Source organism: Pantoea sp. X-Soil-MYKO-1289 (assembly GCF_059730625.1).
The window spans coordinates 2,504,354-2,529,414 of the sequence record NZ_AP036004.1; the positions used below are offsets into that span (position 1 = coordinate 2,504,354).

Annotated in this window: 24 protein-coding genes; 4 read left to right on the forward strand and 20 right to left on the reverse strand. The window is 63.0% G+C overall.

The window, feature by feature from the left end:
- Positions 1–5: 5 nt before the first annotated feature.
- The 7 genes from AC6I7Z_RS12120 to AC6I7Z_RS12150 all read right to left on the reverse strand — a co-directional run bounded on the left by AC6I7Z_RS12120 (position 6) and on the right by AC6I7Z_RS12150 (position 6,830).
- Positions 6–176, reverse strand: a complete 171-nt coding sequence (locus AC6I7Z_RS12120; RefSeq protein ID WP_497814382.1) for a hypothetical protein — start codon at positions 174–176, stop codon at positions 6–8.
- A 107-nt stretch (positions 177–283) separates the two neighbouring features.
- Positions 284–1,702, reverse strand: coding sequence for an EmmdR/YeeO family multidrug/toxin efflux MATE transporter (locus AC6I7Z_RS12125; RefSeq protein WP_497815439.1), 1,419 nt, complete (start codon positions 1,700–1,702; stop codon positions 284–286).
- A 119-nt stretch (positions 1,703–1,821) separates the two neighbouring features.
- Positions 1,822–2,571, reverse strand: a complete 750-nt coding sequence (locus AC6I7Z_RS12130; protein ID WP_276725541.1) for an ABC transporter ATP-binding protein — start codon at positions 2,569–2,571, stop codon at positions 1,822–1,824.
- Positions 2,564–3,439 (reverse strand): ABC transporter ATP-binding protein, encoded by an 876-nt coding sequence (locus tag AC6I7Z_RS12135; protein WP_497814383.1) that lies wholly within the window; start codon positions 3,437–3,439, stop codon positions 2,564–2,566. Before AC6I7Z_RS12135 ends, AC6I7Z_RS12130 begins: the two co-directional genes overlap by 8 nt.
- On the reverse strand, positions 3,432–4,709 hold the full coding sequence (livM, locus tag AC6I7Z_RS12140; RefSeq protein WP_497814384.1) for a high-affinity branched-chain amino acid ABC transporter permease LivM: 1,278 nt from the start codon (positions 4,707–4,709) through the stop codon (positions 3,432–3,434). Before livM ends, AC6I7Z_RS12135 begins: the two co-directional genes overlap by 8 nt.
- A 7-nt stretch (positions 4,710–4,716) precedes the next feature.
- The gene (locus AC6I7Z_RS12145) at positions 4,717–5,631 is read right to left on the reverse strand and encodes an ABC transporter permease subunit (protein WP_497814385.1); all 915 of its coding nucleotides are present in this window, start codon (positions 5,629–5,631) and stop codon (positions 4,717–4,719) included.
- Between the two features lie 83 nt (positions 5,632–5,714).
- Positions 5,715–6,830, reverse strand: a complete 1,116-nt coding sequence (locus tag AC6I7Z_RS12150) for a branched-chain amino acid ABC transporter substrate-binding protein (RefSeq protein WP_497814386.1) — start codon at positions 6,828–6,830, stop codon at positions 5,715–5,717.
- A 58-nt stretch (positions 6,831–6,888) separates the two neighbouring features.
- Here AC6I7Z_RS12150 and AC6I7Z_RS12155 point away from each other — a divergent pair, with 58 nt between their 5' ends.
- Positions 6,889–7,137: a hypothetical protein gene (locus tag AC6I7Z_RS12155; protein ID WP_497814387.1), complete on the forward strand. Its 249-nt coding sequence runs from the start codon at positions 6,889–6,891 to the stop codon at positions 7,135–7,137.
- Positions 7,138–7,173: 36 nt separating this feature from the next.
- A complete protein-coding gene (locus AC6I7Z_RS12160) occupies positions 7,174–8,628 on the forward strand; it encodes an AMP nucleosidase (protein WP_497814388.1) in 1,455 nt (484 codons plus the stop codon).
- Between the two features lie 70 nt (positions 8,629–8,698).
- Here AC6I7Z_RS12160 and AC6I7Z_RS12165 read toward each other — a convergent pair whose 3' ends face one another.
- Together AC6I7Z_RS12165 and AC6I7Z_RS12170 are read right to left on the reverse strand one after the other, a co-directional pair.
- A complete protein-coding gene (locus AC6I7Z_RS12165) occupies positions 8,699–9,229 on the reverse strand; it encodes a hypothetical protein (protein WP_497814389.1) in 531 nt (176 codons plus the stop codon).
- Between the two features lie 322 nt (positions 9,230–9,551).
- Positions 9,552–10,850, reverse strand: a complete 1,299-nt coding sequence (locus tag AC6I7Z_RS12170; RefSeq protein ID WP_216491711.1) for an NCS2 family permease — start codon at positions 10,848–10,850, stop codon at positions 9,552–9,554.
- A gap of 429 nt (positions 10,851–11,279) precedes the next feature.
- Between AC6I7Z_RS12170 and AC6I7Z_RS12175 the strand changes: the two genes are divergently transcribed.
- Complete coding sequence (locus AC6I7Z_RS12175) at positions 11,280–12,011, forward strand: winged helix-turn-helix domain-containing protein (protein ID WP_497814390.1); 732 nt, start codon at positions 11,280–11,282, stop codon at positions 12,009–12,011.
- Positions 12,012–12,037: 26 nt separating this feature from the next.
- Here AC6I7Z_RS12175 and AC6I7Z_RS12180 read toward each other — a convergent pair whose 3' ends face one another.
- The 3 genes from AC6I7Z_RS12180 to AC6I7Z_RS12190 form a co-directional block, all read right to left on the reverse strand.
- A complete protein-coding gene (locus tag AC6I7Z_RS12180; protein WP_033749891.1) occupies positions 12,038–12,976 on the reverse strand; it encodes an ABC transporter substrate-binding protein in 939 nt (312 codons plus the stop codon).
- A gap of 69 nt (positions 12,977–13,045) precedes the next feature.
- A complete protein-coding gene (locus AC6I7Z_RS12185; protein ID WP_033791420.1) occupies positions 13,046–14,026 on the reverse strand; it encodes an ABC transporter permease subunit in 981 nt (326 codons plus the stop codon).
- A 13-nt stretch (positions 14,027–14,039) separates the two neighbouring features.
- Positions 14,040–15,554, reverse strand: coding sequence for a sugar ABC transporter ATP-binding protein (locus AC6I7Z_RS12190; protein ID WP_316555040.1), 1,515 nt, complete (start codon positions 15,552–15,554; stop codon positions 14,040–14,042).
- Positions 15,555–15,698: 144 nt separating this feature from the next.
- Here AC6I7Z_RS12190 and AC6I7Z_RS12195 point away from each other — a divergent pair, with 144 nt between their 5' ends.
- A complete protein-coding gene (locus tag AC6I7Z_RS12195) occupies positions 15,699–18,275 on the forward strand; it encodes an ATP-binding protein (protein ID WP_497814391.1) in 2,577 nt (858 codons plus the stop codon).
- On the opposite strand, the gene phnE (AC6I7Z_RS12200) is transcribed toward AC6I7Z_RS12195, so the two are convergent.
- The 8 genes from phnE (AC6I7Z_RS12200) to phnL form a co-directional block, all read right to left on the reverse strand.
- Complete coding sequence (gene phnE, locus AC6I7Z_RS12200; RefSeq protein WP_497814392.1) at positions 18,229–19,113, reverse strand: phosphonate ABC transporter, permease protein PhnE; 885 nt, start codon at positions 19,111–19,113, stop codon at positions 18,229–18,231. The genes AC6I7Z_RS12195 and phnE (AC6I7Z_RS12200) overlap by 47 nt on opposite strands.
- The gene (gene phnE, locus AC6I7Z_RS12205) at positions 19,110–19,970 is read right to left on the reverse strand and encodes a phosphonate ABC transporter, permease protein PhnE (RefSeq protein ID WP_497814393.1); all 861 of its coding nucleotides are present in this window, start codon (positions 19,968–19,970) and stop codon (positions 19,110–19,112) included. Before phnE (AC6I7Z_RS12205) ends, phnE (AC6I7Z_RS12200) begins: the two co-directional genes overlap by 4 nt.
- An 83-nt stretch (positions 19,971–20,053) precedes the next feature.
- Positions 20,054–20,980 (reverse strand): phosphonate ABC transporter substrate-binding protein, encoded by a 927-nt coding sequence (phnD, locus tag AC6I7Z_RS12210; RefSeq protein WP_497814394.1) that lies wholly within the window; start codon positions 20,978–20,980, stop codon positions 20,054–20,056.
- A gap of 26 nt (positions 20,981–21,006) precedes the next feature.
- Positions 21,007–21,837: a phosphonate ABC transporter ATP-binding protein gene (phnC, locus tag AC6I7Z_RS12215; RefSeq protein ID WP_497814395.1), complete on the reverse strand. Its 831-nt coding sequence runs from the start codon at positions 21,835–21,837 to the stop codon at positions 21,007–21,009.
- 83 nt (positions 21,838–21,920) lie between these two features.
- Positions 21,921–22,691 (reverse strand): phosphonate metabolism protein PhnP, encoded by a 771-nt coding sequence (phnP, locus tag AC6I7Z_RS12220; protein ID WP_497814396.1) that lies wholly within the window; start codon positions 22,689–22,691, stop codon positions 21,921–21,923.
- A complete protein-coding gene (gene phnN / locus AC6I7Z_RS12225; protein ID WP_497814397.1) occupies positions 22,688–23,224 on the reverse strand; it encodes a ribose 1,5-bisphosphokinase in 537 nt (178 codons plus the stop codon). The genes phnP and phnN overlap by 4 nt, the downstream gene beginning before the upstream one ends.
- Positions 23,224–24,360: an alpha-D-ribose 1-methylphosphonate 5-triphosphate diphosphatase gene (phnM, locus tag AC6I7Z_RS12230; RefSeq protein ID WP_497814398.1), complete on the reverse strand. Its 1,137-nt coding sequence runs from the start codon at positions 24,358–24,360 to the stop codon at positions 23,224–23,226. The genes phnN and phnM overlap by 1 nt, the downstream gene beginning before the upstream one ends.
- Positions 24,357–25,061 carry a phosphonate C-P lyase system protein PhnL gene (gene phnL, locus AC6I7Z_RS12235; RefSeq protein WP_497814399.1) on the reverse strand — a complete coding sequence of 235 codons (705 nt, stop codon included), beginning with the start codon at positions 25,059–25,061 and terminating at the stop codon, positions 24,357–24,359. The genes phnM and phnL overlap by 4 nt, the downstream gene beginning before the upstream one ends.

The following is a 25,061-nucleotide window of genomic DNA, read 5'->3' on the forward strand; positions in this document are numbered from 1 at the left end:
GTGCGCTATTTTTCATGGTAGCGATGCACGGAGGGAAAATATTCAAAGCCGTAAAGCTGACTAATGGGAAGCAGCAGCTCCTGCTCCAGGCTTAACTCACTCTCGCCGCGCGAATCGCGTTTGCGCGCCTGCCAGACGACGACGCGCGTTTTCCACAGCTGCAACAATGCTTTCATCGGGTTGATCCTCCGTTGTTGAGAGGTTCAGTAAACCCTCGGCGCAGCCGCAGCTGAACCATTAATTTCTGCGTTTTATTGCTGAAAAACAGCTAAACGCCGGACGGCTACTGCTGCCTCGCCATCTTCGCCATCATTTTGCGGTAATTATCCAGCCACTTGCCGCTCTTCAGCCGCCACCAGAAGCAGGCGCCGCGCACCGCCCAGTCGAGGAACATGCCGAGCCAGACGCCGACCACGCCCATGCCGAGCATGATGCCCAGCACGTAGCCCACCACGACGCGCGCGCCCCACATGCTGAACATCGAGACGTACATGGTGTAACGCGCGTCGCGCGCGCCTTTCAGCCCCGCAGGCAGCACCCAGGAAGCGGCCCAGATCGGCATAAAGGCGGCGTTGAGCCAGATGAGATGCTGCGTCACGCTGATAACGTCCGGATCGCGGGTATAGAAGCGCGCCAGCACGCCGGAGAGCGGCACGGTCATAAACGCCAGCGCGCACAGACAGAGGCTCGCCAGCCAAAACACATGCCTGATCTGCCGCTCCGCCTGATAGACCTGGTTGCGCCCCAGGCGGGTGCCGGTGATGATGGTCGAGGCGGAGCCCAGCGCGTTGCCCGGCAGGTTGATCAGCGAGGCGATAGAGAAAGCGATAAAGTTGCCGGCGATGGCGTCGGTGCCCATGCCCGCCACAAACACCTGGGTCAGCAGCTTGCCGCCGTTGAAAAGCACCGATTCGATACTCGCCGGCACGCCGATGCCCAGCACCTCCATCAGGATCTTCAGGTCCCAGCGGCGGAAATAGCTCGGCAGGCTGATCTTCAGCGAGGCGTTAAAACCGATCATCAGCACGTAAATCACGCCGATTGCGCCGATATAGCGCGAGATGGTCAGCCCCAGGCCGGCGCCGACGAAGCCCAGCCCCTCCCATGAGAAGGCGCCGTAAATCAACACGCTGCTGATAACGATATTGAGGATGTTCATCCCGCCGTTGATCAGCATCGGAATTTTGGTATTCCCTGCCCCGCGCAGCGCGCCGCTGCCGATCAGCGCAATCGCCGCCGCCGGATAGCTCCACGCCGAAGTCTGCAGGTAGCTCAGCGCCAGCTCTTTGACTTTCGGCTCCGCGCCGCCGGCGATCAGATCGATGATCAGATGCCCCCACAGCTCGATGGCGAACACCAGCACCAGCGACAGCACCGTCATCAGCGCCAGCGACTGGCGCGTAGCGGCGCGGGCGCGCTTGCCGTTGCGCTTCGCCAGGCTGAAGGCGACCACCACCGTGGTGCCGAGATCGATGGCGGCGAAGAAAGAGATGATGATGATGTTGAAGCTGTCCGCCAGCCCAACGCCCGCCATCGCCTCTTTGCCCAGCCAGCTCACCAGGAATGTGCTTAATACGCCCATCAGCATCACGCACAGGTTCTCGATGAAGATGGGCACCGCCAGTGGCGTGATCTCACGCCAGAACAGCGTGCGATAAAAGCGGCGTTTGGGATACCACGCCGTGCGCTTTATCGCCTGCATCACTGCTACGCCAGGATTTTGCAAGGGAATAACCAAATCAGAACAGATTGGACAGGAGTTGTAATGATGGGTCCGCTTAACTATTTATGCAAAGCGTTTCCCTGTCTTTTCAATCATTATTACACTCTTTTCTCGCTCTTCACCGCAGCGGCTGCCGCGCCGCCCAGATAGGCGCTGCGCACCTCTTCGTTGTCGAGCAGCTCCCGGCCGCTGCCGCTGAGGCGAATCTCCCCGTTTACCATCACATAGCCGCGATCGGCGAGCGCCAGCGCATGACGGGCGTTCTGCTCGACCAGAAACAGCGTCATGCCCTGCTGCGTCAGCTCGCGCAGAATGGCGAAGATCTGCTTAACCACAATCGGCGCCAGCCCGAGGCTCGGCTCGTCGAGCAGCAGCAGCCTGGGGCGGCTCATCAGCGCGCGGGCGATGGCCAGCATCTGCTGCTCGCCGCCGGAAAGGGTCATCGCCCGCTGCCTGCGCCGCTCCAGCAGGCGCGGAAAAAGCTCATACATGCGCGCCAGGTCGGCCTTCTGATGCGCGCTGCCGATGGCGATGGTGCCCATCTGCAAATTCTCCTCCACCGTCATATCGGCAAAAATCCGCCGGCCTTCCGGCGCCTGAGCGATGCCGCTGGCGGCGATAAAGTGGGTCGATCGCTGGCTAATGGGCTCTCCCTGAAAGTAGATTTCGCCCTGCGCGATACGCGGCTGGCCGAAAATCGACATCAGCAGCGTCGATTTGCCAGCGCCGTTGGCGCCGATCAGCGCCACCGTCTCGCCGGGCTGCACGCTCAGCGACACCTTTTTTAACGCCTGCACCGGGCCGTAGTAGAGATCGACCGCGTCAAATTTCAGCATCGGTTCAGCCATGAAGATCTTCCTCCTCTGCGCCAAGATAGGCGGCGATGACGCGCGGATCCTGCTGAATCTGGCGCGGCGTGCCCTGAGCGATCACGTCGCCGTGGTCGAGCACCACGATATGGTCGGAAATCGCCATCACCATCGGCATATCGTGCTCGATCAGCAGCACGCTGATACGGTGATCGGCGCGCAGCCGGTGCAGAATCGCGCTCAGCGCCTCGGTCTCCACGGGATTAAGCCCCGCCGCCGGTTCGTCGAGGCAGATCAGCTCCGGCTGGGTGCACATGGCGCGCGCTATCTCCAGCCGCCGCTGCTGCCCATAGGAGAGCGTGCCGGCCAGCCGATTGGCCGTCGGCGTCAGATCCACCGTCTCCAGCCAGTAGAAGGCGCGATCGAGCGCGCGGCTCTCCGCCTCGCGATAGGCGCGGGTGTTGAAAATGCCCGCCAGCAGGTTGCGGTTCGCCAGCATATGCTGCGCCACCAGCAGGTTCTCAATCACCGACATTTCGCGGAACAGGCGGATATTTTGAAAGGTGCGCGCCAGCCCGGCGCGGTTCACCAGGTGCGCGCCGCCGAACATCTTGTACCAGAGCCGCGATCCCAGCTGCGTCGGCCGCAGCCAGTCCTGCGGCTGGATTTTCTGGCCGAGGATCTGAATCACGTCGGTGCTGCGCGCCTGCGCGTTCAGCGAAATGCGGCCGCCGCTGGCGCGATAGAAGCCGGTCAGGCAGTTAAAGACCGTGGTTTTGCCCGCGCCGTTGGGGCCAATCAGCGAGGTGACCGAGCCGCGCTGCACGCGCAGGCTGACGTCGTTAAGCGCCTTGATGCCGCCGAAGCGCATCATCAGATGATCGACCTGCAAAATAGCGTCACTCATGGCGCACTCCTTTACGCGGCGCGACGCCGACGCGGCTGGTGCGCACCAGGCCGCGCGGCCGCCAGATCATCATTACCACCATCAGCATGCCGAACAGCAGCACGCGGTATTCAGCGAAGCTGCGCAGCAGCTCCGGCGCCACCGTCAGCACAAAGGCCGCCAGCACCACGCCGAGCGTCGAGCCCATTCCCCCCAGCACCACAATAGCGAGGATCAGCGCCGACTCGAAGAAGGTGAACGAGGTCGGATTGACGAATCCCTGATAGCTGGCGAAAAAGACGCCCGCGATGCCCGCCGTCGAGGCGCCGAGCATAAACGCGGAGAGTTTCACCAGCACATGGTTTAGCCCCATCGCGCGACAGGCGATCTCATCTTCGCGCAGCGCTTCCCACGCGCGCCCGACCGGCATACGCGTCAGGCGATGTTTGATAAACAGCACCAGCGCCACCACCAGAACCAGCACCACGTAGAGAAAGATAAACTTCATATTGGGGTTGTAGTCGAGGTGGAAAAACTCATGAAAAGGCACCCCGCCTTCGCGCGCGCGCCGACCGAACTCCAGACCGAGAAACGTTGGCGATGGCACGGACACGCCGTTCGGCCCGCCGGTAAAGCTCAGCCAGTTGGTCAGCACCAGCCGGATGATTTCGCCGAACCCCAGGGTGACGATCGCCAGATAGTCGCCGTGCATGCGCAGCACCGGAAAGCCGAGCAGCGCCCCGGCGAAAGCGGCCAGCAGCGCGGCCAGCGGCAGCATGCTCCAGAAACCCAGCCCCAGATACTGATAGCCGAGCGCCAGCCCGTAAGCGCCGATGGCGTAAAAGGCCACGTACCCGAGATCGAGCAGGCCCGCCAGCCCCACCACGATATTCAGCCCCAGTCCCAGCAGTACATAGATCAACCCGAGGATCGCCACGGTCAGCAGATATTTGCTGGAGAGAAAGGGGAACAGCAGCGCCGCCGCCAGCAGCAGCGGCAGGATCCAGCGCAGCCGCGAACGATAGCCCGGTTCGCGCACGTAAACGCCGTCGTCCGCGCCTTCGAAGCGCCGCAGCAGCGCCCGCCCGCGCTCGGTCTGCAAAAAGAGGCTGAGCAGCAGCCGCCCCGCCATCACCACCGCCACCAGCAGCGCCACGCGCGCAGGGGCGAGCTGGAAGGCGTACCCCTTCAGCACCACGCCGACGATCGGTCCGAACACCACCACCGCAATCAGCCCGGCCAGCAGGGTTTCGCGCAGCGCCTGAGACACATTGATAGTTCGACTCATCATCGCGCCCTCATACTTTCGCCACCAGCGGACGGCCAAGCAGCCCCTGCGGACGGAAGATCAGGATCACCACCAGCAGCGCGAAAGAGAAGACGTCTTTGTAGTCGGAGTTCACCAGCCCGGCGAACTGCGCCTCCGCCACGCCGAGCAGCAACCCGCCCAGCATCGCGCCGGGCAGCGACCCGATGCCGCCCAGCACCGCCGCGGTGAACGCCTTGATGCCGATGATGAACCCGGCGTAAAAATCGAAGGTGCCGTAGTTCATCGTCACCAGCACGCCCGCCAGCCCGGCCATTGCGGCGCCGATCACGAAGACCAGCGAAATCACGCGGTCGGTATTGATGCCGAGAATGGCCGCCATGCGCCGATCCTGCTGTACCGCGCGACAGATACGGCCGAGGCGCGTGTACTGGATAATCCAGGTAAGCAGCGCCATGCCGCAAAAGGCGGCGGCGAGGATAAACAGCTTGGTCCAGGTGATCTGCACCAGCCCGCCGTCGAACTCGACGCGCAGCACGCCGGTCAGCAGCGTCGGCACCCCCTGCTGATTGGGGCCCTGACTCAGCTGAACATAGTTCTGCAGGATCAGCGACATGCCGATAGCGGAGATCAGCGGCGCCAGCCGCGTCGAGTGGCGTAGCGGCCGGTAGGCGATACGCTCGATGGCCCAGCCGTAGACCGCCGTCACCACTATGGTGAAGAGCAGCGTGCCGAAAATCAGCAGCGGGAAAGAGTGCACGCCGAAGAACGAGAGCAGCGCCAGACCGATGGCGCAGAGATAGGCGGAGATCATATAGACCTCGCCGTGCGCGAAGTTAATCATACCGATGATGCCGTACACCATGGTGTAGCCGATCGCGATTAGGCCGTATACCGCGCCCAGCGTCAGCCCGTTGATCAGTTGCTGAAGTAAGAAGGCGTCCATAACGAAGTCTCTGCGCAAAGCGGACCGCGCAACCGGGCGGTCCGGACAGGAAACGCCCCGCGATGCGCGGGGCGGGCTCAGTCTTACAGCTGGTGATACTTGCCTTTGTCGTCCCACTGATAAACGACGTAATCGGAGACTTTCAGATCGCCTTTTCCGTCCCAGGCTTTTTTACCCATCACGGTCGGCACATCGTGAGATTTCAGCCATTCGCTGGCTTTCTCATTATCTTTGCCCGCGCCTTTATAGGCGGCCGCCAGCGCCTGGATAGAGGCGTAGGCGTAAAGGGTATAGCCTTCCGGCTCGAAGCCCCCTTTGCGGAACTTATCAATCACCGCTTTGCCGTCGGCGATCTGACGCGGATCGTTGCCGAAGGTCATATAGATGCCGCTGGTGTACTGCGGCCCGCCCGCGGCGGTCACCAGCTCCTGCGTCACGATGCAGTCCCCGGAGAAGAAGTTCGCTTTTACGCCCTGCTCGCGCATCTGGCGCACCAGCGGACCCGCCTCGGGATGACAACCGCCGAAATAGACCACGTCGGGATTCGCCTGGGCGATTTTGGTCACCAGCGCGTTAAAATCTTTCTCGCCGCGCGACAGCCCCTCATACATCACCTCTTTTACGCCGCGCTTCTCCAGCGCTGCTTTGGTGGCGTCGGCCAGCCCCTGGCCATAGGTATCTTTATCGTGGATAACCGCAACCTTCTTCGCTTTCAGCTTGTCGAGCATAAAGTTGGCGGCGATGGCGCCCTGCTGGTCGTCGCGCCCGCACATGCGAAACAGGGTTTTCATGCCGCGCTCGGTGATTTGCGGGTTAGTGGAGCCCGGCGTAATCGACAGCACGCCGGCGTCGTCGTAAACCTCTGAGGCGGGCATGGTGCTGGAGGAACAGAAATGGCCTACCACCGCCATCACCTTATCCTGATCGACCAGCCGGTTCGCCACTGCGACCGCCTGTTTGGGTTCGCAGGCGTCGTCGCCCTGCACCAGCACGATTTTCTCGCCGTTAATGCCGCCCGCCGCGTTGATATCCGCCGCCGCCTGCGTCGCCCCTTTCCAGTACTGCGCGCCATAGGTGGCGTTTGGCCCGGAGAACGGCCCGGCGACGCCAATTTTAATATCGGCCTGCGCGCTGAGCGCCGCGCCGATACAGCCTGCAATTACGATGTTTAACGACAACTTGATCAGTTTCTGAGACATGCTGTCTATCCTCGACACAGTGAGTTTGCGTTCGCCAGACCACGGCGCAGGAGCGTGAATGTTGTTATTCGTTTCGGGAATGCTACGCGCGGCGACAGAGGCCGCTATCAATCGCAAGCAAGAATCTCGCCAGAACGCAACGGGCCGCGAGATTTTGCTAAAGGAAGGTGGCAACGCCAGCGACAGCGCACGACGTCACCTTCTGATTCATTTAAACGTAGGCGGGGATTGGCAACACGCCAGCACCCTGTTGGTGCATAATGCGGTCGATCACATATTTACTTTGCGGCGGCGGCAAACCCGCTAAGCTGTGGGGAAAGTTCGCTAAATATCAGGAGAGTTTATGCCTACACAACGGAACGGCCTTACCCGCCAGCAGGCGCTGGATGAACTGGAGCGTCTGTACGACAACGCGGTGAACGCGCTGCGCGCGGCGATAAAAACCTATACCGAACAGGGCCAGCTGCCCGAGGCGGAAGCGCGTCGCCAGGGGCTGTTTGTCTATCCTGAACTGCGCATTACCTGGCGCGGCGAAGGCCCGCAGCAAAACCGCACGCGCGCCTGGGGACGTTTTACCCATACCGGCAGCTACAGCACCACCATCACGCGTCCGGCGCTGCTGCGCCACTATCTCAGCGAACAGCTGGCGATGCTGGAAAAAGAGTATGAGGTAGAGATTCAGGTCGGCCCGTCCAGCCAGGAGATCCCCTACCCTTACGTGATTGACGGTTCCGATCTGTCGCTGGATCGCACCATGAGCGCCAGCATTGCGCGCTATTTTCCTACCACCGAGCTGTCGCAGATCGGTGATGAAACCGCCGACGGTCTCTTTAACCCGGACGCGATTTTCCCCCTGTCGCACTTCGACGCGCTGCGCACCGACTTCTCTCTGGCGCGCCTGCGCCACTACACCGGCACCTCGGTCGAGCATTTCCAGCCGTTTGTGCTGTTCACCAACTACACGCGCTATGTGGATGAGTTCGTCCGCTGGGCGACTGAGCAGGTGCGCGATCCCGCCAGCGACTATGACAGCCTGGCCTGCGCGGGCGGCGCGGTGATCACCGCCGATACGGCGGAGAGCGACGCGGCGATGCTGGATCTGGCGTGGAAAAAGCATCAGATGCCGGCCTGGCATCTTACCTCGCCTGGCCGACGCGGCATCACGCTGGTGAATATCGGCGTCGGTCCGTCCAATGCCAAAACCATCTGCGATCACCTGGCGGTGATGCGGCCGCACGCCTGGCTGATGATCGGCCACTGCGGCGGCCTGCGTGAAAGCCAGCGCATCGGCGACTACGTGCTGGCGCACGCCTATCTGCGCGACGACCACGTGCTCGACAGCGTGCTGCCGCCCGACATTCCGGTACCGAGCATCGCGGAGGTGCAGCGCGCGCTCTATGACGCCACCAAGGCGGTGAGCAATATGCCTGGCGAAGAGGTCAAGCAGCGTCTGCGCACCGGCACCGTGGTGACCACGGACGATCGCAACTGGGAGCTGCGCTACTCCGCTTCGGCGCTGCGCTTTAACCTGAGCCGCGCGGTGGCGGTGGATATGGAGAGCGCCACTATCGCGGCGCAGGGCTATCGGTTCCGCGTCCCTTACGGCACGCTGCTCTGCGTCTCAGACAAGCCGCTGCACGGCGAAATCAAGCTGCCGGGCCAGGCGAACCGCTTTTATGAAGGGGCGATTTCAGAGCATTTGCAGATCGGCATTTGCGCGGTAGAGCTGCTGCGCGCCGAAGGGGATAAGCTGCATTCACGCAAGCTGCGCACCTTTAACGAGCCGCCGTTCCGTTAATGAATTAGAGCACGAGGGCCGTCTCGTGCTTTTCACCTCTGAACAGAGAGGCAGCGCGCATGCCGCCTCTCTACATGTTCACCATAAATTCTCTTGCCAGCCAGCCAAGCACGGCGAGCACAGCCGGGACCAACAGCGTCCAGGTGATGCGGTCGTTGAGGCGGTCAAACCTTTCGTCCATGCGCTCGAACTTTTCATCGATGCGCTCGAACTTTTCGTCAACGCATTTAAATTGTTCATGAACCCGCTCAAACTGCTTATCAATCGCGGCAAAATTATTGTCGGCCTGCCCGGTCCAGTCGCTGACTCGCGCAAATCGCTCATCAATACGAGCAAACTGGGCTGCCGTCTGGGCGAAGCCCTCAAGCATTTCGCCGCGCAGTTTGAACTGGTCCGTGCGCAAACCTTCAACATCCGTCTTGGTGGCAAAATTTTGCGAGCGCTCGGTCAGCACGGCCAAATCAGTTTTAATCTGGTGCGTATCCTGTTCAAGCCGATCAACACGTTTAGTCAGTCGTTCCATTCTGTTTCCTCCTGGCTGACGAAGAGGGAGTAAAAGCGGAGGCAAATAGCGCGCCTCAGGATTTAACAGCTGTTCCATGGGGTTCCTTCTCCTTACGACGTTGTTCATCCCGCCGCTAGCGTCTGCCCTTGCTGTTGGTTATTTAACCAGCTTTCCGTTTACATAACATTCCACGTTCCACTAATTCGCTGAAAATCAGGCATCGGGTAGCAGAGCGGCGTTGTTTCAGAGTGGCAGCCTACCCGCAGACAGGCGGCGGTAACAGGGTTTTCGACGCACGCTGGAAGCCAGTACGCAAATCGGCCTGGAGGACATAAAAAAAAGCGCGCAAGACGATTTACGTCTTGCGCGCAGCAAAAGAATAAGAGCGCGCCAGCCTGCACCAGCGCGGCGAACGCTATCAGGCGCTAAGCCAGCCCAGCTTGATCACGAACAGCAGCGAGAGGATCACCAGCGCCGCGTTGACCTCTTTGGTGCGGCCGCTCAGCAGCTTCACCACCGTCCAGGTGATAAAGCCGAAGGCGATGCCGTTAGCAATAGAGTAAGTCAGCGGCATGGTCAGCGCGGTAACGGTAACCGGCGCCGCCGTGGTGATATCTTTCCAGTCGATCTCCGCCAGGCCGGAGGCCATCAGCACCGCGACAAACAGCAGCGCCGGCGCGGTGGCGTAGACCGGCACGCTGCCCGCCAGCGGGGAGAAGAACAGCGCCAGCAGGAACAGAATAGCGACCACTACCGCCGTTAAGCCGGTGCGTCCGCCCGCGCTCACGCCCGCCGCAGATTCCACATAGCTGGTGGTGGTCGAGGTGCCGAGCAGCGATCCAAACAGCGCCGCGGCGCTATCGGCCACCAGCGCGCGGCCCATTTTCGGGATATTGCCCTGTTCGTCCGCCAGTCCGGCGCGTTTAGTCACCCCCAGCAGCGTGCCGGTGTTGTCGAAGACGTCGACAAACAGAAAGGCGAAAATCACGCTGACCAGGCCGACGTTAAACGCGCCGGCGATATCGAGCTGCATAAAGGTGGGCGCGATCGACGGCGGCGCGGAGAAGACGCCGGCAAAAGGCGACAGACCGATGCCCATCGAAATAAAGGTAATCAGCAAAATGCCGATCAGCACCGCGCCGGTGACGCGACGCGCCTCCAGCACCACAATCACCACAAAGCCCAGCAGCGCCAGCAGCGGCCCCGGCTTAGTGAGATCGCCCAGCCCCACCAGCGTCGCCGGGTTATCCACCACGATGCCTGCGCCTTCCAGCGCGATCAGCGCGAGAAACAGCCCAATGCCCGCCGCAATGCCGGCGCGCAGCGGCAGCGGAATGCTGGCGATAATCCACTCGCGAATTTTGAAAATCGACAGCGCAAAGAAGATAACCGCCGACAAAAACACCGCGCCCAGCGCGATTTGCCAGGTGTAGCCCATATGCAGCACGACGGTATAGGTGAAGAAGGCGTTCAGCCCCATGCCCGGCGCCAGCGCGATCGGGTAGTTGGCGATCAGTCCCATCAGAACCGATCCAATCGCCGCCGCCAGACAGGTGGCGACGAATACCGCGCCCTTGTCCATTCCGGTGGCGCCCAGAATGCTGGGGTTAACAAACAGGATATAGGCCATCGCCAGGAAGGTGGTGATCCCGGCGATCACTTCGGTGCGGACCGTCGTGTTATGCGCTTTTAGTTTGAACAGTTTTTCTAACATCATCATCTCTCAAGAGCGGAGACGGCACGAATGCGCGTTCTCACTTGCCAGTGTGGGTTACATGCTGATTATTGTGGTACCGCACAACGCGCCGCTGCATGCTGACGGCCGCTGTCGTCACGCCCTGAATCTCCCTGAGGCCTGAAGTCATAGCAATCGCTATGCCAGCCAGAAACGCAATCGTTTACCTTGCCAGGCCTGGCATTTTATAAGAGAAATCTGAACCAAAAGAAGGCGCGATTATGGTGCATTGCCCCGCTGCCGCGCAATCGTTTTCATCGCCTCCCCTGCGCTGCCGAAAAATTCTGCGCTAACGCACGCTTCAGTAAAGCCGATGGCGATATCGCTCACGTTTCCATCGCTTGTCGACGCGGCGGAAAACGCGCCGTGTACACTCTTGTTAACCTTTTTTTAACCTTGAGGTCGCGCTGCATGAAGCCCGCCATTCTGGTTGTCGATGATGATAAGGCCGTCTGCGAACTGCTGCAGGATGTGTTGGATGAACAACAGTTTAGCGTTTACTGCTGCCATTACGGCCGCGACGCGCCGGCGCTGCTGGCGCAGCATGGCGACATCGCCCTGGTGATGCTGGATATGATGCTGCCCGACACCAACGGCCTGCTGGTGCTGCAACAGCTCCAGCGTCAGCGCCCGGATCTGCTGGTGATCATGCTGACCGGCATGGGCTCCGAAGCGGAAATGGTGGTGGGACTGGAGATGGGGGCGGATGACTACATCGCCAAGCCTTTCAATCCGCGCGTGGTGGTGGCGAGAGCGCGCGCGGCGCTGCGGCGCGGCGGTCGGCTTATACAGCCGGAGGCGGAGAGCGGCTGGCGCTTTAACGGCTGGCAGCTGGATGAAGCGCGCTGCCAGCTGCTCAATCCGCAGCGCGAATCGGTGCCGCTGACGCAGGGCGAATATGCGCTGCTGCGCGCGCTGGTGCGCCACGCGCGCAAAGTGCTGACGCGCGATCAGCTGCTGGAGCTGACCCACGGCGAAAGCCTCGACGTTTTCGACCGCACCATCGACGTGCTGATTATGCGGCTGCGACGCAAAATTGAAACCAATCCGCATCAGCCCAGCCTGATCCGCACCATTCGCGGCCTCGGCTATGTTTTTTCCGCCGATGTGACGCGTCCGGAAGCGGTCCGGCTGAGCGCCTGAGGGCGAACAGCCGGGAACGCCCGCCGTTATTTCACCGTCCAGCCCTTGTAGCTGCCGACGTTGTTGCGATCGATCAGGGAAACCGGGATCAACACCGGCTTATCCGGCGCCGGCTTGCCCTGAAGAATGTCATAGCCGATCTCGACCGCTTTCGCCGCCATCACCTGCGGATCCTGCGCAGGGGTGGCGACGAACAGCGAATTCTTGCGCTTCAGCGCCTCTTCGCCGTCAGGCGATCCGTCGACGCCGACAATAAAGAACTCGTTGCGCTGCGCCTGTTTCGCCGCCAGATCGGCGCCAATGGCGGTCGGATCGTTGATGGCGAACACCGCGTCGACTTTCGGATTGGCCGACAGCAGGCCGGTCATCACTTCCAGCCCGCCTTCACGGCTGCCTTTGGCGTTCTGGTTCCAGGAGAGCAGCTTGATCTCAGGATGGCGTTTCAGCTCGGTCATGCAGCCCTCAACGCGGTTCTGCACGGCGGAAACCGGCGGGCCATTGATAATCAGCACATTGCCCTTCTCCTTCAGGCGATCGGAGATATATTTACAGGCCATCTCGCCCGCCTGGGTGTTGTCCGAGGTAATGGTGGCGTTGGCGCCGTCGGCCGCCACGTCGACCGCCACCACCACGATCCCGGCGTCGCGGGCGCGTTTCACCGCCGGCGCGATGCCTTTGGAATCGGCGGCGTTCAGGATAATCATGTCGACTTTCGCCGCGATAAAGTTATCGATCTGCGCCACCTGCTGGCCCAGATCGTAGCCGCTGGAGACCAGCGTCACGTTGACTTTGTCCCCCGCCAGCTCGCGCGCTTTCATCTCCGCGCCTTTGGTAATCTGCACGAAAAACGGGTTGGCGAGATCGCCGACGGTGACGCCGATGGACTTGAGATCTTTCGCCTGGGCGAAGGCGCCGCTGAACAGCGTTGCCGCCAGCAGCCCGGTTACGATCGGATTAAAACGCATAGACCTTCTCCTGCTGTTATTAGAATCGCCAACGGCTGAATGGCGTAGGGTAAAATAGGGGCGCCGCGCTCAGGAGACGTGGTGCCGGGTGCGATATTTGTCGATCAGCACCGCAATAATGATCACCGCGCCTTTGATCACCAGCTGCCAGAAATAGGAGACCCCCATGAGCGTCATGCCGTTGTTGAGCGTGGCGATAATCAGCGCGCCGATCAGCGTGCCGGTAATGGTGCCGATGCCGCCGACGAAGCTGGTGCCGCCGAGGATGACCGCGGCGATGGCGTCCAGCTCATAGCCGACGCCGAGATTGCCGTTGGCGCTATAGAGGCGCGACGCCGACATCAGCCCGCCCAGCCCGGAAAGCAGCCCGCTCATGGCGTAGACGAACACCAGCACCGCACCGACCTTAATGCCGGTCAGCCGCGCCGCCTGCATATTGCCGCCCACCGCGTAGATATGAACGCCCAGCGTGGTGCGGCGCAGGATAAACCAGCAGACGGCGATCACGGCGAAGGCGATCACGATCAGCCAGGGCACCGGGCCGAGATAGCCGTTGCCTATCCACTCGAAGCTGATATCGGAGTTGATCACCGTGGTGCCGTTCGCCAGCAGATAGGCGGCGCCGCGCAGCGCCGTATAGGTGCCGAGGGTGACGATAAAGGGCGGCAGTCCGGCCCAGGCGACCAGAATGCCGTTGAACAGCCCCATCACCAGGCCCGCGCCGAGCGCCATGGGAATGGTCATGCCGGCAAGCATCGGATCGAGCGAGGCGACCATCGCCACCACCGCCGTGGTACCGAGCATCGAGCCCACCGAGAGGTCGATGCCGCCGGTCAGGATCACAAAAGTCATACCCGCCGCCAGCACGATATTGATCGAGGCCTGGCGCGTAATATTGAGCAGATTGCCCTCGGTGAAGAAGTTCGGCGCGACGAAGCCGAACACCACCACAATCAGCACCAGAATCGGCAGAATGCCGACGGTTTGCAGCATATCGCCTATCAGCGCCCGCTTAACGGTGGGCGGTTTCGCCCGCGTGGTCTCTGTCATCGCTCTCTTCTCCTTATATTTCCAGCGGCGAGGCGCTATGCGCCCCGGTGGCCAGCGTCATAATGTTTTCCTGGCTGATCTGATCTTTATCCAGCTCCCCGGCGATAGCGCCTTCGCGCATCACATACACCCGATCGCTCATGCCGACCACCTCCGGCAGCTCGCTGGAGATCATCAGGATCGCCACGCCCTGCTGCGCCATCTGATTCATCATGCGGTAGATCTCGCTTTTGGCGCCGACGTCGACGCCGCGCGTCGGCTCATCCAGGATCAGGATGCGCGGGCCAATCGACACCCAGCGCGAAATCAGCAGCTTCTGCTGGTTGCCGCCGGAGAGGCCGCCCGCCCGCACCTGGGCATGCGGCACGCGAATGTTGAGGGTGGCGATGGCGTCGCCGGCGATCTGCCTGCCTTTGCGCCGGTTAAGCAGCCCGTAGCTGGCGTCGCGCTCCAGCGTCGCCATCACAATGTTTTCCTGCGCCGCCATCTCCAGAAACAGCCCCTGCTCTTTGCGGTTTTCGGTGAGGAAGCCGATGCCGCGCGCAATGGCGTCGCGCGGCGAGTGGATAGCGACCTGCTGCCCGTCGATCCAGATCTCGCCGCCGCTGGGTTTCCGCACGCCGAAAATCAGCTGCGCCAGCTCGCTGCGCCCGGCGCCCACCAGTCCGGCCAGCCCGACGATTTCGCCGGCGCGCACCGCCAGGCTGCTCGGCCGCACCTTGCCGCCGTCGGTCAGGTGATTGACAGCCAGACGAATGTCGCCGAACGGGATAGTGCGATCCTTGTTAAAGAGATCGCTCAGCGGACGGCCGACCATCATGCGCACCAGCTCGCTGGCGTTCAGGGTGTCATGGGTCAGGCTGCCGACATACTGCCCGTCGCGCAGCACGCTGACGCGATCGGAAAGCTCATAGACTTCCGCCATGCGGTGGCTGATATAGATAATCGCCATGCCTTCCGCGCGCAGGCGCTTTATTAACGCGAAGAGCTGCTCGGTTTCGCGGTTGCTCAGCGCGGCGGTGGGCTCGTCCATGACCAGAATGCGGCTGTTGCGGTGCAGCGCGCGCGCGATCTCGACCTGCTGCTGTTCGGCGATGCTGAGGCGGCTGACGCGGTCGGTGGCGCTAAACTGCGCGCCGAGGCGATCGATCACCTGCTGCGCCTCTTCGGCCATCTGGCGACGCCGAATCAGCCCGCCGCGCGTGATTTCGCTGCCGAGAAAGATGTTCTCCGCCACCGTCAGGTTAGGCGCCAGGTTGATCTCCTGATAGATCAGCGTAATGCCTGCCGCCAGCGCCTCTTTTGGCCCCCGAATGGCATAGGGGCGCCCGTCGATCAGGATTTCGCCGCTGGTGGCGCTGTAGGCGCCGGCGAGGATCTTCATCAGGGTGCTTTTGCCCGCGCCGTTCTCGCCCATCAGCGCGTGGATCTCGCCGGCATACACCGTGAGGTCGACCCCCTTGAGCGCGTAAAACTGGCCGAAGCGCCGCGTGATGTCGCGCATTTGCAGAATCGGTGTGGCTGTCATGGGCCGCTCCAGATAACGGTGATTAGGGCTGAGTAAAGCAGCGCCAGATAAATGGAAAATGTCAGCGGCCGTTCATATTTGTCATAAATGCGCCTGAGCCGCGCCCTATACTCGCCTCAGGCACGGCGGGCGCGGAGGCGCGGTATGCGGCATCAACATCCCTGGCAGGTGGGCGCGCGCGGCCGCCTGCTGCTGTTTAATCTGCTGGTGGTGTGCGTCACGCTGATGGTGAGCGCAGTGGCGATACTCGGCTTTCGCCATGCCGGACGCATTCAGGAGCAGGCGCAGGCGCAAACTCTGAGCGATATGCGCGCCAGCCTGGCGCTGGCGCGCGATACCGCCAGCGTCGCCACGGCGGCGGTGCGCCTGTCGCAGGTGGTAGGAGCGCTGGAGTATCAGAGCGAATCGCAGCGGCTACAGCAGAACCAGCAGGCGCTGCAGCAGTCGCTGACGCAGCTCGCCTCGGCGCCGCTCGCGGCGCGTCAGACGGCGCGGGTGGCGCGCATCCGCGCACGCAGCCTGATGCTGGAGCAGACCATCACCCAGCTGCTGATCAACGGCCATCAGCGTCATTTGCAGCGCAACGCCCTGCTCAGCGGCCTGTGGCAGTCGCAGCTGCTGCTGGATCATATCAACCTGCTCGCCGCGCGACGCGGCCCGGCGGCGGCGCTGCGTCAGCAGACCGAACGGCTGCTGACGGCGGCGATCCGCACCCCGTCGCCTGTCGCGCTCGTCGACCAGCTACAGCAGGTCATGACGGCGTGGCGGCCCGATTCCGGCGATGCGGTGCTGGATGAGAAAATCGCGCGCCTGATCGCCACCCAGCAGTCGCTGCGGCCGCTGGCGGATCGCCTGGCGGAGAACGACCTCGCTATCGCCTATTCCACCTACCGCATCAAGGCGCTGGTGGCGGCGCTCAACGACGACATTACCGCCTGCGTGCAGCAGGTGGCGCAGCAGAGCGAAATGCGCAGCGCGGAAACCCATCGCGAACTCAATTCGGTGATCCTGTTTATCGCGCTGTTCGCCCTGCTGGCGCTGGCGATCACCGGCTACGCCGGGATCTATATCTACCGCAACCTCGGCTCCAGCCTGACCGCCATCGCCGACGCCATGACGCGGCTGGCGCAGGGCGAAAAGCATGTTTCGGTGCCGGGCCTGCAGCGGCGCGACGAACTGGGCGATCTGGCGCGCGCCTTTAACGTTTTCGCCCGCAATACCGCGTCGCTGGCGCACACCTCGCGCCTGCTGAAGGAGAAGAGCAGCCAGCTTGAATCCACCTTTCTCGCCATGCGCGACGGCTTCGCGCTGTTCGACAACCAGGGTCAGCTGGTGGTGTGGAATGCGCAGTATCCGCAGCTGCTGGGGCTCGCCGACGAGGCGCTGCATCGCGGCCTGCACTATCGCCAGCTGCTGGGGCGCGTGGGGGTGGATCTGCAGCAGCCAGGCGAGCCGCAGGAGGTGCGGCTGGCGGATGGGCGTACGCTGGAGCTGCGCTTCAGCCCGGTGCCGCGCCGCGGCATCGTCAACACCGTGCTGGAGCGCACCGAGCGCAAGGCGCTGGAAGAGGCGCTGGTGCACAGCCAGAAGATGAAGGCGGTCGGCCAGCTGACCGGCGGCATCGCGCACGACTTCAACAATCTGCTGGCGGTGATCATCGGCAGCCTGGCGCTGACGCAAGGCCAGCTGCCGCCGGGCAGCCTGGCGAGCCGCATCGAACGCGCGCGTCAGGCGGCGGATCGCGCCGCCCTGCTTACCCAGCGCCTGCTCGCCTTTTCGCGCAAGCAGGCGCTGCATCCGCGCGCCGTCTCGGCGGCGCAGCTGGTGGACGAGCTGCAAAGCCTGCTGCAGCACTCGCTGCTGCCCGGCCAGCGCCTGACGGTCGAGGCGCCGCGGCCCGGCTGGCTCGCCTGGATCGACGCCAGCCAGCTGGAGAACGCGCTGATGAATCTGGTGGTGAACGCGCGCGACGCGATGCAGCAGCAAAGCGGCGAGATCCGCCTGCGTATCGCCAGCCAGCGGCGCGAGCAAGGGGAACGCGTGGTGATTGAGGTGATCGATCAGGGCTGCGGCATGACGCCGGAAGTGCGGGAACAGGTGTTCGAGCCTTTTTTCACCACCAAAGAGACCGGCAGCGGCAGCGGGCTGGGACTGTCGATGGTCTATGGCTTCGTGCGGCAGTCCGGCGGCCAGATCGAGATCGACACCGCGCCCGGACAGGGAACCACCGTGCGCCTGCTGCTGCCGCGCGCGCCTGAAAGCGCGGTCGCGTCGCCGCAGCCGCAGCTTGTCGCCCCGCCGACGCCGCGCGACAAGCTGGTACTGGTGCTGGATGACGAACCGGCGGTGCGCCAGACGCTCTGCGAGCATCTGCATCAGCTCGGCTACGTGACGCTGGAGTGCGCCAGCGGCGAAGAGGCGCTGGCGCTGCTGCGCCAGACGCCCGATATCGATCTGCTGATCAGCGATTTGATGCTGCCCGGCGGCCTGAACGGCGCAGAAGTGATCCGCCAGGCGCAGCAGCAGTGGCCGCAGCTGGCAACGTTGCTGATCAGCGGTCAGGATCTGCGCCTGCAGCCGGTGGCGCTGCCGCTGTGCGAGCGGCTGGCGAAACCCTGGCAGAGCGCGCAGCTGGCGCAGGCGCTGGCGCGCGCCTGGCAGCGCAGCGAACGGCTCAGTCGCGCGCGGCAGGCTGCCAGAGCGGCACCGGCTTCCCGCTGATATAGCGCTTGCGCAGGCGGCTGGAGAGCGCATCCATCATCATCACCACCGCCACGAGGATCAGGGTCAAAAACATCACCACGTCCCAGTTCCACAGGCGCATATTCTCGGCGTAAACCAGCCCGACGCCGCCCGCGCCGACAAAGCCCAGCACCGCCGCCGAGCGGGTATTGGATTCGATCTGATAGAGGCTGAGCGCCAGGAAATGGGGAAACGACTGGGTAAAGATGCCGAAGCGGTGCTTTTGCAGGCTACTAGCGCCGACCGCTCTCAGTCCGCGGCTCGGCGATCGCTCTACCGCCTCGTGCCCTTCCGAGTAGAGTTTGCCCAGCAGGCCGATATCCTGCATCACAATCGCCAGCACGCCCGCCAGCGGCCCCATGCCGACGGCGCGCACGAATATCAGCCCCCATATCGCCATATCGATGCCGCGCAGCAGATCGAGCAGGCGACGCACCGCCCAGGCGATCGGCCGCGTCGCGCGGCCGTGCATCACGTTGCGCGCGGCGAAGAACGACAGCGGCAGCGTGATAATCGACGCGGTCAGGGTGCCGGCGAAAACGATCGCCAGCGTGATGCCGATTTGCGAGAAGTAGTAGCCGAACGGCCAGTTAACGAAATCGTGCCAGACGAACATGCGCAAAAAATAGCGGCCGAGCTGCTGGGCGCCCAGCGCGGCGCGGCTCCACTCAATACCGTAAAATTCAAAGAAGAACAGGTAGTAAAGCAGGATGGCGACCGCCGCCAGCGCGAGTCGGCGCAGATAGCGCTTCTGCGCCGCGAACAGCGCCGGGTTTTCCTGCCTGATTTTGCCGATATCCGGCGCCAGCGCGATCATGCGGAACCCTCCACGACGCGGCGGCGCAGCCGACCGGAACAGGTGTCCAGCAGCGATACCACCAGGATAATCAGCAGCAGCGTGATGCTGACCTGATCGTAACGATCGAGTTTGATATTGGTCATCAGCTCCTGGCCGATGCCGCCCGCGCCCACCAGTCCCAGAATGGTTGAGGAGCGAAAGTTAATCTCCAGCCGCATAAAGCTGTAGGAGAGAAAGATCGGCTTCACCTGCGGCCAGAAAGCGAAGCGCATGCGCTGCAGCTTGCTGGCGCCGCAGGCCGCCAGGCCGCGCACCGGCTTATCGGAAGCGCTCTCAATCGCCTCGTAGAAGAGCTTGGTCAGGCTGCCGACGGTGTGCAGCGCCAGCGCGAGAAAGCCGGGAATGGCGCCGATGCCGAACGCCATCACGAACATCACCGCCCAGGCCAGCTCCGGCATGGTGCGCAGAAAGGCGACAAAGGCGCGAATAGCAAAGCGCAGGCTTGCCGGGGTTTTGGTGTTGTCGGCGGCGAAAAACGCCAGCACCGCGGCGATACCCACCGCCACGATAGTAGAGGCGAGCGCCAGCTGTAGCGTCTCCCAGATCAGCGGCAGCTGGAAATGGAGACGGTAGCCCCACCAGGCGAGCGATCCTTCCGTTTTTACGCCGTCAAACAGCGTGGAAAAATGCAGTACCGGCAGCGTTTCCCACAGGTAGTCGAAGAAGTGCGGCAGCGACGTCCAGAGCGTACTCAGGCTGAACTCTGACATTTTGCCTGCCAGCAGGTAGAGCGTCACCAGCAGCAGCGACCAGATCAGCGTGTCGCGTTTCTGCTGGCGGCGGATGCGTTGGTAGTAGCGTTCAAAGTCAGTCAAAAGATGATTCCTGCAAGAAGTGAAAAACCGCAGAGGGGCTGACTTACGGGTATCTCTTTTCAGCAGAGATACCCGTCCTGACCTTAGCCGCGCTGGCCTTTCGCCAGGTCGCGCTTCATATCGATAATATTCTGATAGTCCGCCACCGACGCCGGACCGATATGCTGCGCGCCGCCGACGGCCTTCACGAAGCAGGCGTGCTGCTCTTTATCCAGCTTCTGAATCGTCTCGACCACTTTCTGTTTGAAATCGGCCGGCAGCTTATTGCTCACCAGCAGCGGGCCGTTCGGGATCAGCGGCGACTGCCAGATAATGCGGATCTGCTTCATCAGATCGGGGTGATCCATACGGATCAGACGACCGAACGCGCCGGAGCTGTAGCCGCTGTTGTAGTCGCCCACCAGCGAACTCCAGGTCACCGCGCCGTCGAACTGATTGTTCAGCACGCCGAGAATGTCCTGCTCGTGGCCGCCGGAAAAGGTGACGCTGGAGAAGAAGCCGTTGTATTTGTCATCGACGCTGCCGCCAAACTGCTTCTTAAAGGCCTGGTTCGGCATCAGGAAACCAGAGGTCGAATCGGGATCGGCCATGCCGAACGATTTGCCCTTCAGATCCTCCAGCTTCTTGTAGGGACTGTCGTTTTTCACGATCACCACCGAGTGGTAGCCCTGCGAGCCATCTTTATCGTCCACCAGAATGCCCACGATATCCACGGCTTTGGCATCCTGCAGATAAACCGAGGCGTACGAGGCGGGCGACATACTCAGCACCATATCGATCGTGCCGCCCAGCAGGCCCTGGATCACGCCGGCGTAGTCGGAGGAGTTGCGCAGCTTCGTATCAACCTTGAGTTCCTTATCAAAAAAGTCCTTCACGCACTGGTTATCGCCAATCTGCTGGGTGGCGTTCTGGCCGCCGAGAATGCCCAGATTCAGCGCTTTCGGCGCATCCGCTGCGTTCACGCCAAAGGTCATTACGCCGGTCAGTAACGCTAATAAAGTCAGTTTCATTCGAGGTTTTTCTCTTGCCGTGGAGGTTAGTAAAGCTGATTGATTTCATCGCCGTACAGCTGCTGCAGCAGGCTGTCGGTCAGGTGCGCCGGATGGCCGTCGAACAGCACCCTGCCGCGCTGAATGCCGATCACGCGCGTGCAGTAGCTTTTCACCAGCTCAACCGAATGCAGGTTCACCATCACGCTGATGCCCTGCTCGCTCACCTGGCGCAGAACATCCATGATGCGTTTGGTATTTTTGGGATCGAGCGACGCCACCGGCTCATCGGCCAGCAGGATTTTCGGGTTCTGCATCAGGGCGCGGCAGATGGCCACGCGCTGCATCTGGCCGCCCGACAGGTTCTCAGCGCGCTGCAGCGCCTGCGGCAGCATATTCATCCACTGCAGCAGCTCGATGGCGTGGGCGCGGTCGCTGTCGGAAAACACCTTAAAAAAGGATTTCAGCGTCGAGGTCTGGCTGAGGCGGCCCAGCAGCACGTTGGTCAGCACGTCGAGGCGCGGCACCAGACAGAAGTCCTGAAAAATCATGCCGCATTCGCTGCGCCACTGGCGCAGCTGGCGGCTGTTGAGCGCCAGCAGATTGCGCTGCGGCTCGCCGTCGCGCAGGCTGTACACCGCGCCTTCCGAGGCGTCGATAGTGCCGTTGAGCATATGCAGCAGCGTCGATTTGCCTGCGCCCGAGCGGCCGATGACGGCGACCATTTCTCCCGCATGCAGATCAAAGCTGACATTGTCCAGCACGCGGTTCTCGCCCCAGCGCTTGCCCAGACCCTGCACCGACAACACTTTCTCTCTGGTCTGGCTAAGCGGCGCGCTGCTGTTATCCACCACCGTTCTTAACAGTGCCTGTGCCATGATTCACTCCGTATGCGTTGACAAGCGGTTAGTTGACGCCTATTACGGCCCGGCGTGATGACTCTCTGATGACAGTGAGGTGATCAAACGGTGACAGGGTCGTCCGCGCTCAGCGACAGCGTCAGTCCGTCGGCCGCTGCCGATACGGAATCGGGCAAGCGATTGTTTGCTAACCAGTTATCCATCTGGTGCGACAGATGAGTCAGCCAGGCGCGACGCGGCGCGAGCCGGTCGACGATCGCCAGCGCGCGCGTCAGATCGTTATGGTTGCGCGCAGCGGGAGACGGCGGATCGTTGCAGTCGATCACCAGCTCATCAATGCGCTGCCCGGTGAGAAAATCGTCGGTGTCGGGCGGCAGACCGCAGGTGTCGCACAGCCAGGCGAGCCGCGCGCCGTGCCAGTCGAACAGGTAGCCGTGCGTCAGCTTCGAGTGCTGCAGCGGCAGCGGCGTCACCTGCAGCGCGCCGAAAAAATGGGGCACGAAGGGCGTCAGCGACGGACGGAAATCGAGCAGGCCGGGATGCTTAAAGAGATCGTCGCAGCCCCGTTCGTCCGGCGGCCCCCAGACCGGGATCGCTTCGCCTGTGCCCCAGCGCAGCGCGAACAGCCCCTGCACGTGATCCATGTGGTAGTGCGTCAGCAGAATGCGCGACAGCTCGCCGGGGGCGAAGCGCTCTGTCAGCAGCGGCAGCCCGGCGTCGAGCAGGATGCGCTCGCCGCCCGCCTCGATCAGCGCGCTGCACGGCGCGCGTCGCCGTTTCCTGTCGCCGCGCGCCCTCAGGCAGGCGACGCAGTCGCAGCCGAAAAGCGGCGCGGCGGTGACGCCGCCGGTGCCGAGAAATGTCAGCTTCATGGTAACGGCTCCAGCAGCTGGCGCAGCTGCAGCAGGGTGTGCGACAGCGCGCCGTTGTTGTTCAGCAGGCGGCAGCCCGCCGGCAGCGGCTGCGCGGCGCGTTCCAGCCGTCGCGCGATCTCGCTCTCGCTCTCCCGCCCGCGCTGGCGCAGACGCGCCGCCAGCACCTCCGGCGACACGGTCAGGCAGAGCGGCAGCAGCCGCGCGCCGTAGCGCGCCTGCGCCTGCGGCAGATGGTGGCGCGAGCCGTTGACCAGCACGTCATGGCCGCGTTCCAGCCAGAGATCCAGCTCCAGCCCGAGACCGTAGTGCAGGCCGTGCGCCGTCCAGCGCAGGGCGAACAGCCCCTGCGCGGCGCGGCGCGCGAACTCCGTTTCGGTCAGGGCGATATGGTTCTCGCCGCCCGCGTCGGCCGCGCGCGTGATGTAGCGGTGGGCGATCAGCAGATTGGGCGGCGGCGCTTCGCGCAGCGCGTTGAGCAGGCTGTCTTTGCCCGAGCCTGACGGCCCGATAAGCCAGATCAGGCGCGCCATCAGTAGACCTGCCTGCCCTGCGCCCAGACGTGACGAATATGGGGATGGCCGTGGTCGGTGTGCGCCAGCACCAGATCGGCGCGGCGGCCTTCGGCAATGGCGCCGCGGTCCGCCAGGCCGAGCGCGCGCGCCGGATTGCGCGTCACCAGCGCCACCGCCTGCGGCAGCGCCAGCGGGTTGCGCTCGTCGGCGGCGAGACGGAATGCCGCGTCGAGCAGCGACGCCGGATAGTAGTCGGAGGAGAGAATATCGAGCAGCCCCTCCGCCGCCAGCGCCCAGGCGGCGACGTTGCCGGAGTGAGAGCCGCCGCGCACGATATTGGGCGCGCCCATCAGGATCTGCATCCCTCTGGCGCGCGAGGCGCGCGCCGCCGCCAGCGTGGTGGGAAACTCGGCGATGGCGCTGCCGACGCCGTGCGACTCCTCGACGTGCGCCTCGGTGGCGTCATCGTGGCTGGCGATAGCGATATGGCGCGTGCGACAGAGCGCGGCGATCGCCTGACGGTTCGGCTGCGACCACTGCGCCGCCAGCGTCAGCTGCTCATGCTCGAAGGCATCCATCTGCTGGTCGTTGAGCGCGTATTTGCCCTGGTAATATTCGCGATACTTCTCCAGCGAGGCGTACTGGCGCTGACCCGGCGAGTGATCCATCAGCGACACCAGCGACAGCTCCGGCGTGCCCATCAGCGCCTCGAACAGCGGCAGCGTGGCGTGGTGCGGCAGCTCGCAGCGCAGGTGCAGCCGGTGTTCGGCGCGGTTCAGCCCTTTGCGGTTGCTGTCGCGAATGGCGTCGATCATTTTGCTCAGGTTGTCGAGACGATGGCCGCCGTCGCGCACGTCGCCGACGCCAATGGCGTCCAGCACCGTGGTGATGCCGCTGGCCACCATCAGCGCGTCGTGGCTGCTCATCGCCGAGTGGGCGGGCCAGTCTACCTTCGGCCGGGGAGCGAAGAACTTATCGAGGTTGTCGGTATGCAGCTCCACCAGGCCGGGCAGCAGATAGCCGCCCTCGCCGTCCAGCGCGCCGGGCTGGCGGCTCGGGGTTTCGCTGAAGCTGGCGATCAGGCCGTCGCGCATCTCCAGCGATCCCGCCACCAGCTCGTTTTCCAGAATCAGTCGGACATTGTTGATAATCATGCTTCCGCTCCGCGGTTGATCGGCTGCATGACGTGCAGGCGATCCGCCACCCGCTCGCGCACCGCTTCATCGTGAAAAATGCCGACGATGGCCGCGCCGCGCGCGCGCGCCTGCTCAATCAGCTCCACCACCGCCGCGCTGTTGGCTTTATCCAGCGAGGCGGTCGGTTCATCCAGCAGCAGCACCGGGTAGTCGGCGATAAAGCCGCGCGCGATATTGACGCGCTGCTGCTCGCCGCCGGAGAAAGTCGAGGGCGCCAGCGGCCAGAGGCGCGGCGGCACGTTGAGCCGCGTCAGCAGCTCTTTGGCGCGCTTCTCGCAAAAGGCGCGCGCCACGCCGCGCTCCAGCAGCGGCTGCATCACGATCTCCAGCGTCGGCACGCGCGGGATCGCGCGCAGGAACTGGCTGACCCAGCCGAGGGTGTCGCGGCGCATCGCCAGCATCTGACGCGCCGGGGCGTGCGCCATATCGACCCACTCGCCGTCGTGACGCAGCCAGATATGGCCGCTGTTGGCCTGGTAGTTGCCGTAGAGCGCGCGCAGCAGCGTCGATTTGCCGCTGCCGGAGCGGCCGTGCAGCACCACCACTTCGCCCTGCGCCACCTCAAAAGAGGCATTCTGCAAAACCGGCAGCTCGACGCCGCTCTGGTTGTGCAGCACAAAGGTTTTACACAGATTTTCGACGCGCAGTTGTGTGTTCAT

Excerpts from the sequence above, each read along its gene's own strand:
- AC6I7Z_RS12120 (WP_497814382.1), bottom strand. The coding sequence starts at position 176 with ATGAAAGCATTGTTGCAGCTGTGGAAAACGCGCGTCGTCGTCTGGCAG.
- AC6I7Z_RS12125 (WP_497815439.1), bottom strand. The coding sequence starts at position 1,702 with ATGCAGGCGATAAAGCGCACGGCGTGGTATCCCAAACGCCGCTTTTAT.
- AC6I7Z_RS12130 (WP_276725541.1), bottom strand. The coding sequence starts at position 2,571 with ATGGCTGAACCGATGCTGAAATTTGACGCGGTCGATCTCTACTACGGC.
- AC6I7Z_RS12135 (WP_497814383.1), bottom strand. The coding sequence starts at position 3,439 with ATGAGTGACGCTATTTTGCAGGTCGATCATCTGATGATGCGCTTCGGC.
- livM (WP_497814384.1), bottom strand. The coding sequence starts at position 4,709 with ATGATGAGTCGAACTATCAATGTGTCTCAGGCGCTGCGCGAAACCCTG.
- AC6I7Z_RS12145 (WP_497814385.1), bottom strand. The coding sequence starts at position 5,631 with ATGGACGCCTTCTTACTTCAGCAACTGATCAACGGGCTGACGCTGGGC.
- AC6I7Z_RS12150 (WP_497814386.1), bottom strand. The coding sequence starts at position 6,830 with ATGTCTCAGAAACTGATCAAGTTGTCGTTAAACATCGTAATTGCAGGC.
- AC6I7Z_RS12155 (WP_497814387.1), top strand. The coding sequence starts at position 6,889 with ATGTTGTTATTCGTTTCGGGAATGCTACGCGCGGCGACAGAGGCCGCT.
- AC6I7Z_RS12160 (WP_497814388.1), top strand. The coding sequence starts at position 7,174 with ATGCCTACACAACGGAACGGCCTTACCCGCCAGCAGGCGCTGGATGAA.
- AC6I7Z_RS12165 (WP_497814389.1), bottom strand. The coding sequence starts at position 9,229 with ATGGAACAGCTGTTAAATCCTGAGGCGCGCTATTTGCCTCCGCTTTTA.
- AC6I7Z_RS12170 (WP_216491711.1), bottom strand. The coding sequence starts at position 10,850 with ATGATGTTAGAAAAACTGTTCAAACTAAAAGCGCATAACACGACGGTC.
- AC6I7Z_RS12175 (WP_497814390.1), top strand. The coding sequence starts at position 11,280 with ATGAAGCCCGCCATTCTGGTTGTCGATGATGATAAGGCCGTCTGCGAA.
- AC6I7Z_RS12180 (WP_033749891.1), bottom strand. The coding sequence starts at position 12,976 with ATGCGTTTTAATCCGATCGTAACCGGGCTGCTGGCGGCAACGCTGTTC.
- AC6I7Z_RS12185 (WP_033791420.1), bottom strand. The coding sequence starts at position 14,026 with ATGACAGAGACCACGCGGGCGAAACCGCCCACCGTTAAGCGGGCGCTG.
- AC6I7Z_RS12190 (WP_316555040.1), bottom strand. The coding sequence starts at position 15,554 with ATGACAGCCACACCGATTCTGCAAATGCGCGACATCACGCGGCGCTTC.
- AC6I7Z_RS12195 (WP_497814391.1), top strand. The coding sequence starts at position 15,699 with ATGCGGCATCAACATCCCTGGCAGGTGGGCGCGCGCGGCCGCCTGCTG.
- phnE (WP_497814392.1), bottom strand. The coding sequence starts at position 19,113 with ATGATCGCGCTGGCGCCGGATATCGGCAAAATCAGGCAGGAAAACCCG.
- phnD (WP_497814394.1), bottom strand. The coding sequence starts at position 20,980 with ATGAAACTGACTTTATTAGCGTTACTGACCGGCGTAATGACCTTTGGC.
- phnC (WP_497814395.1), bottom strand. The coding sequence starts at position 21,837 with ATGGCACAGGCACTGTTAAGAACGGTGGTGGATAACAGCAGCGCGCCG.
- phnP (WP_497814396.1), bottom strand. The coding sequence starts at position 22,691 with ATGAAGCTGACATTTCTCGGCACCGGCGGCGTCACCGCCGCGCCGCTT.
- phnN (WP_497814397.1), bottom strand. The coding sequence starts at position 23,224 with ATGGCGCGCCTGATCTGGCTTATCGGGCCGTCAGGCTCGGGCAAAGAC.
- phnM (WP_497814398.1), bottom strand. The coding sequence starts at position 24,360 with ATGATTATCAACAATGTCCGACTGATTCTGGAAAACGAGCTGGTGGCG.
- phnL (WP_497814399.1), bottom strand. The coding sequence starts at position 25,061 with ATGAACACACAACTGCGCGTCGAAAATCTGTGTAAAACCTTTGTGCTG.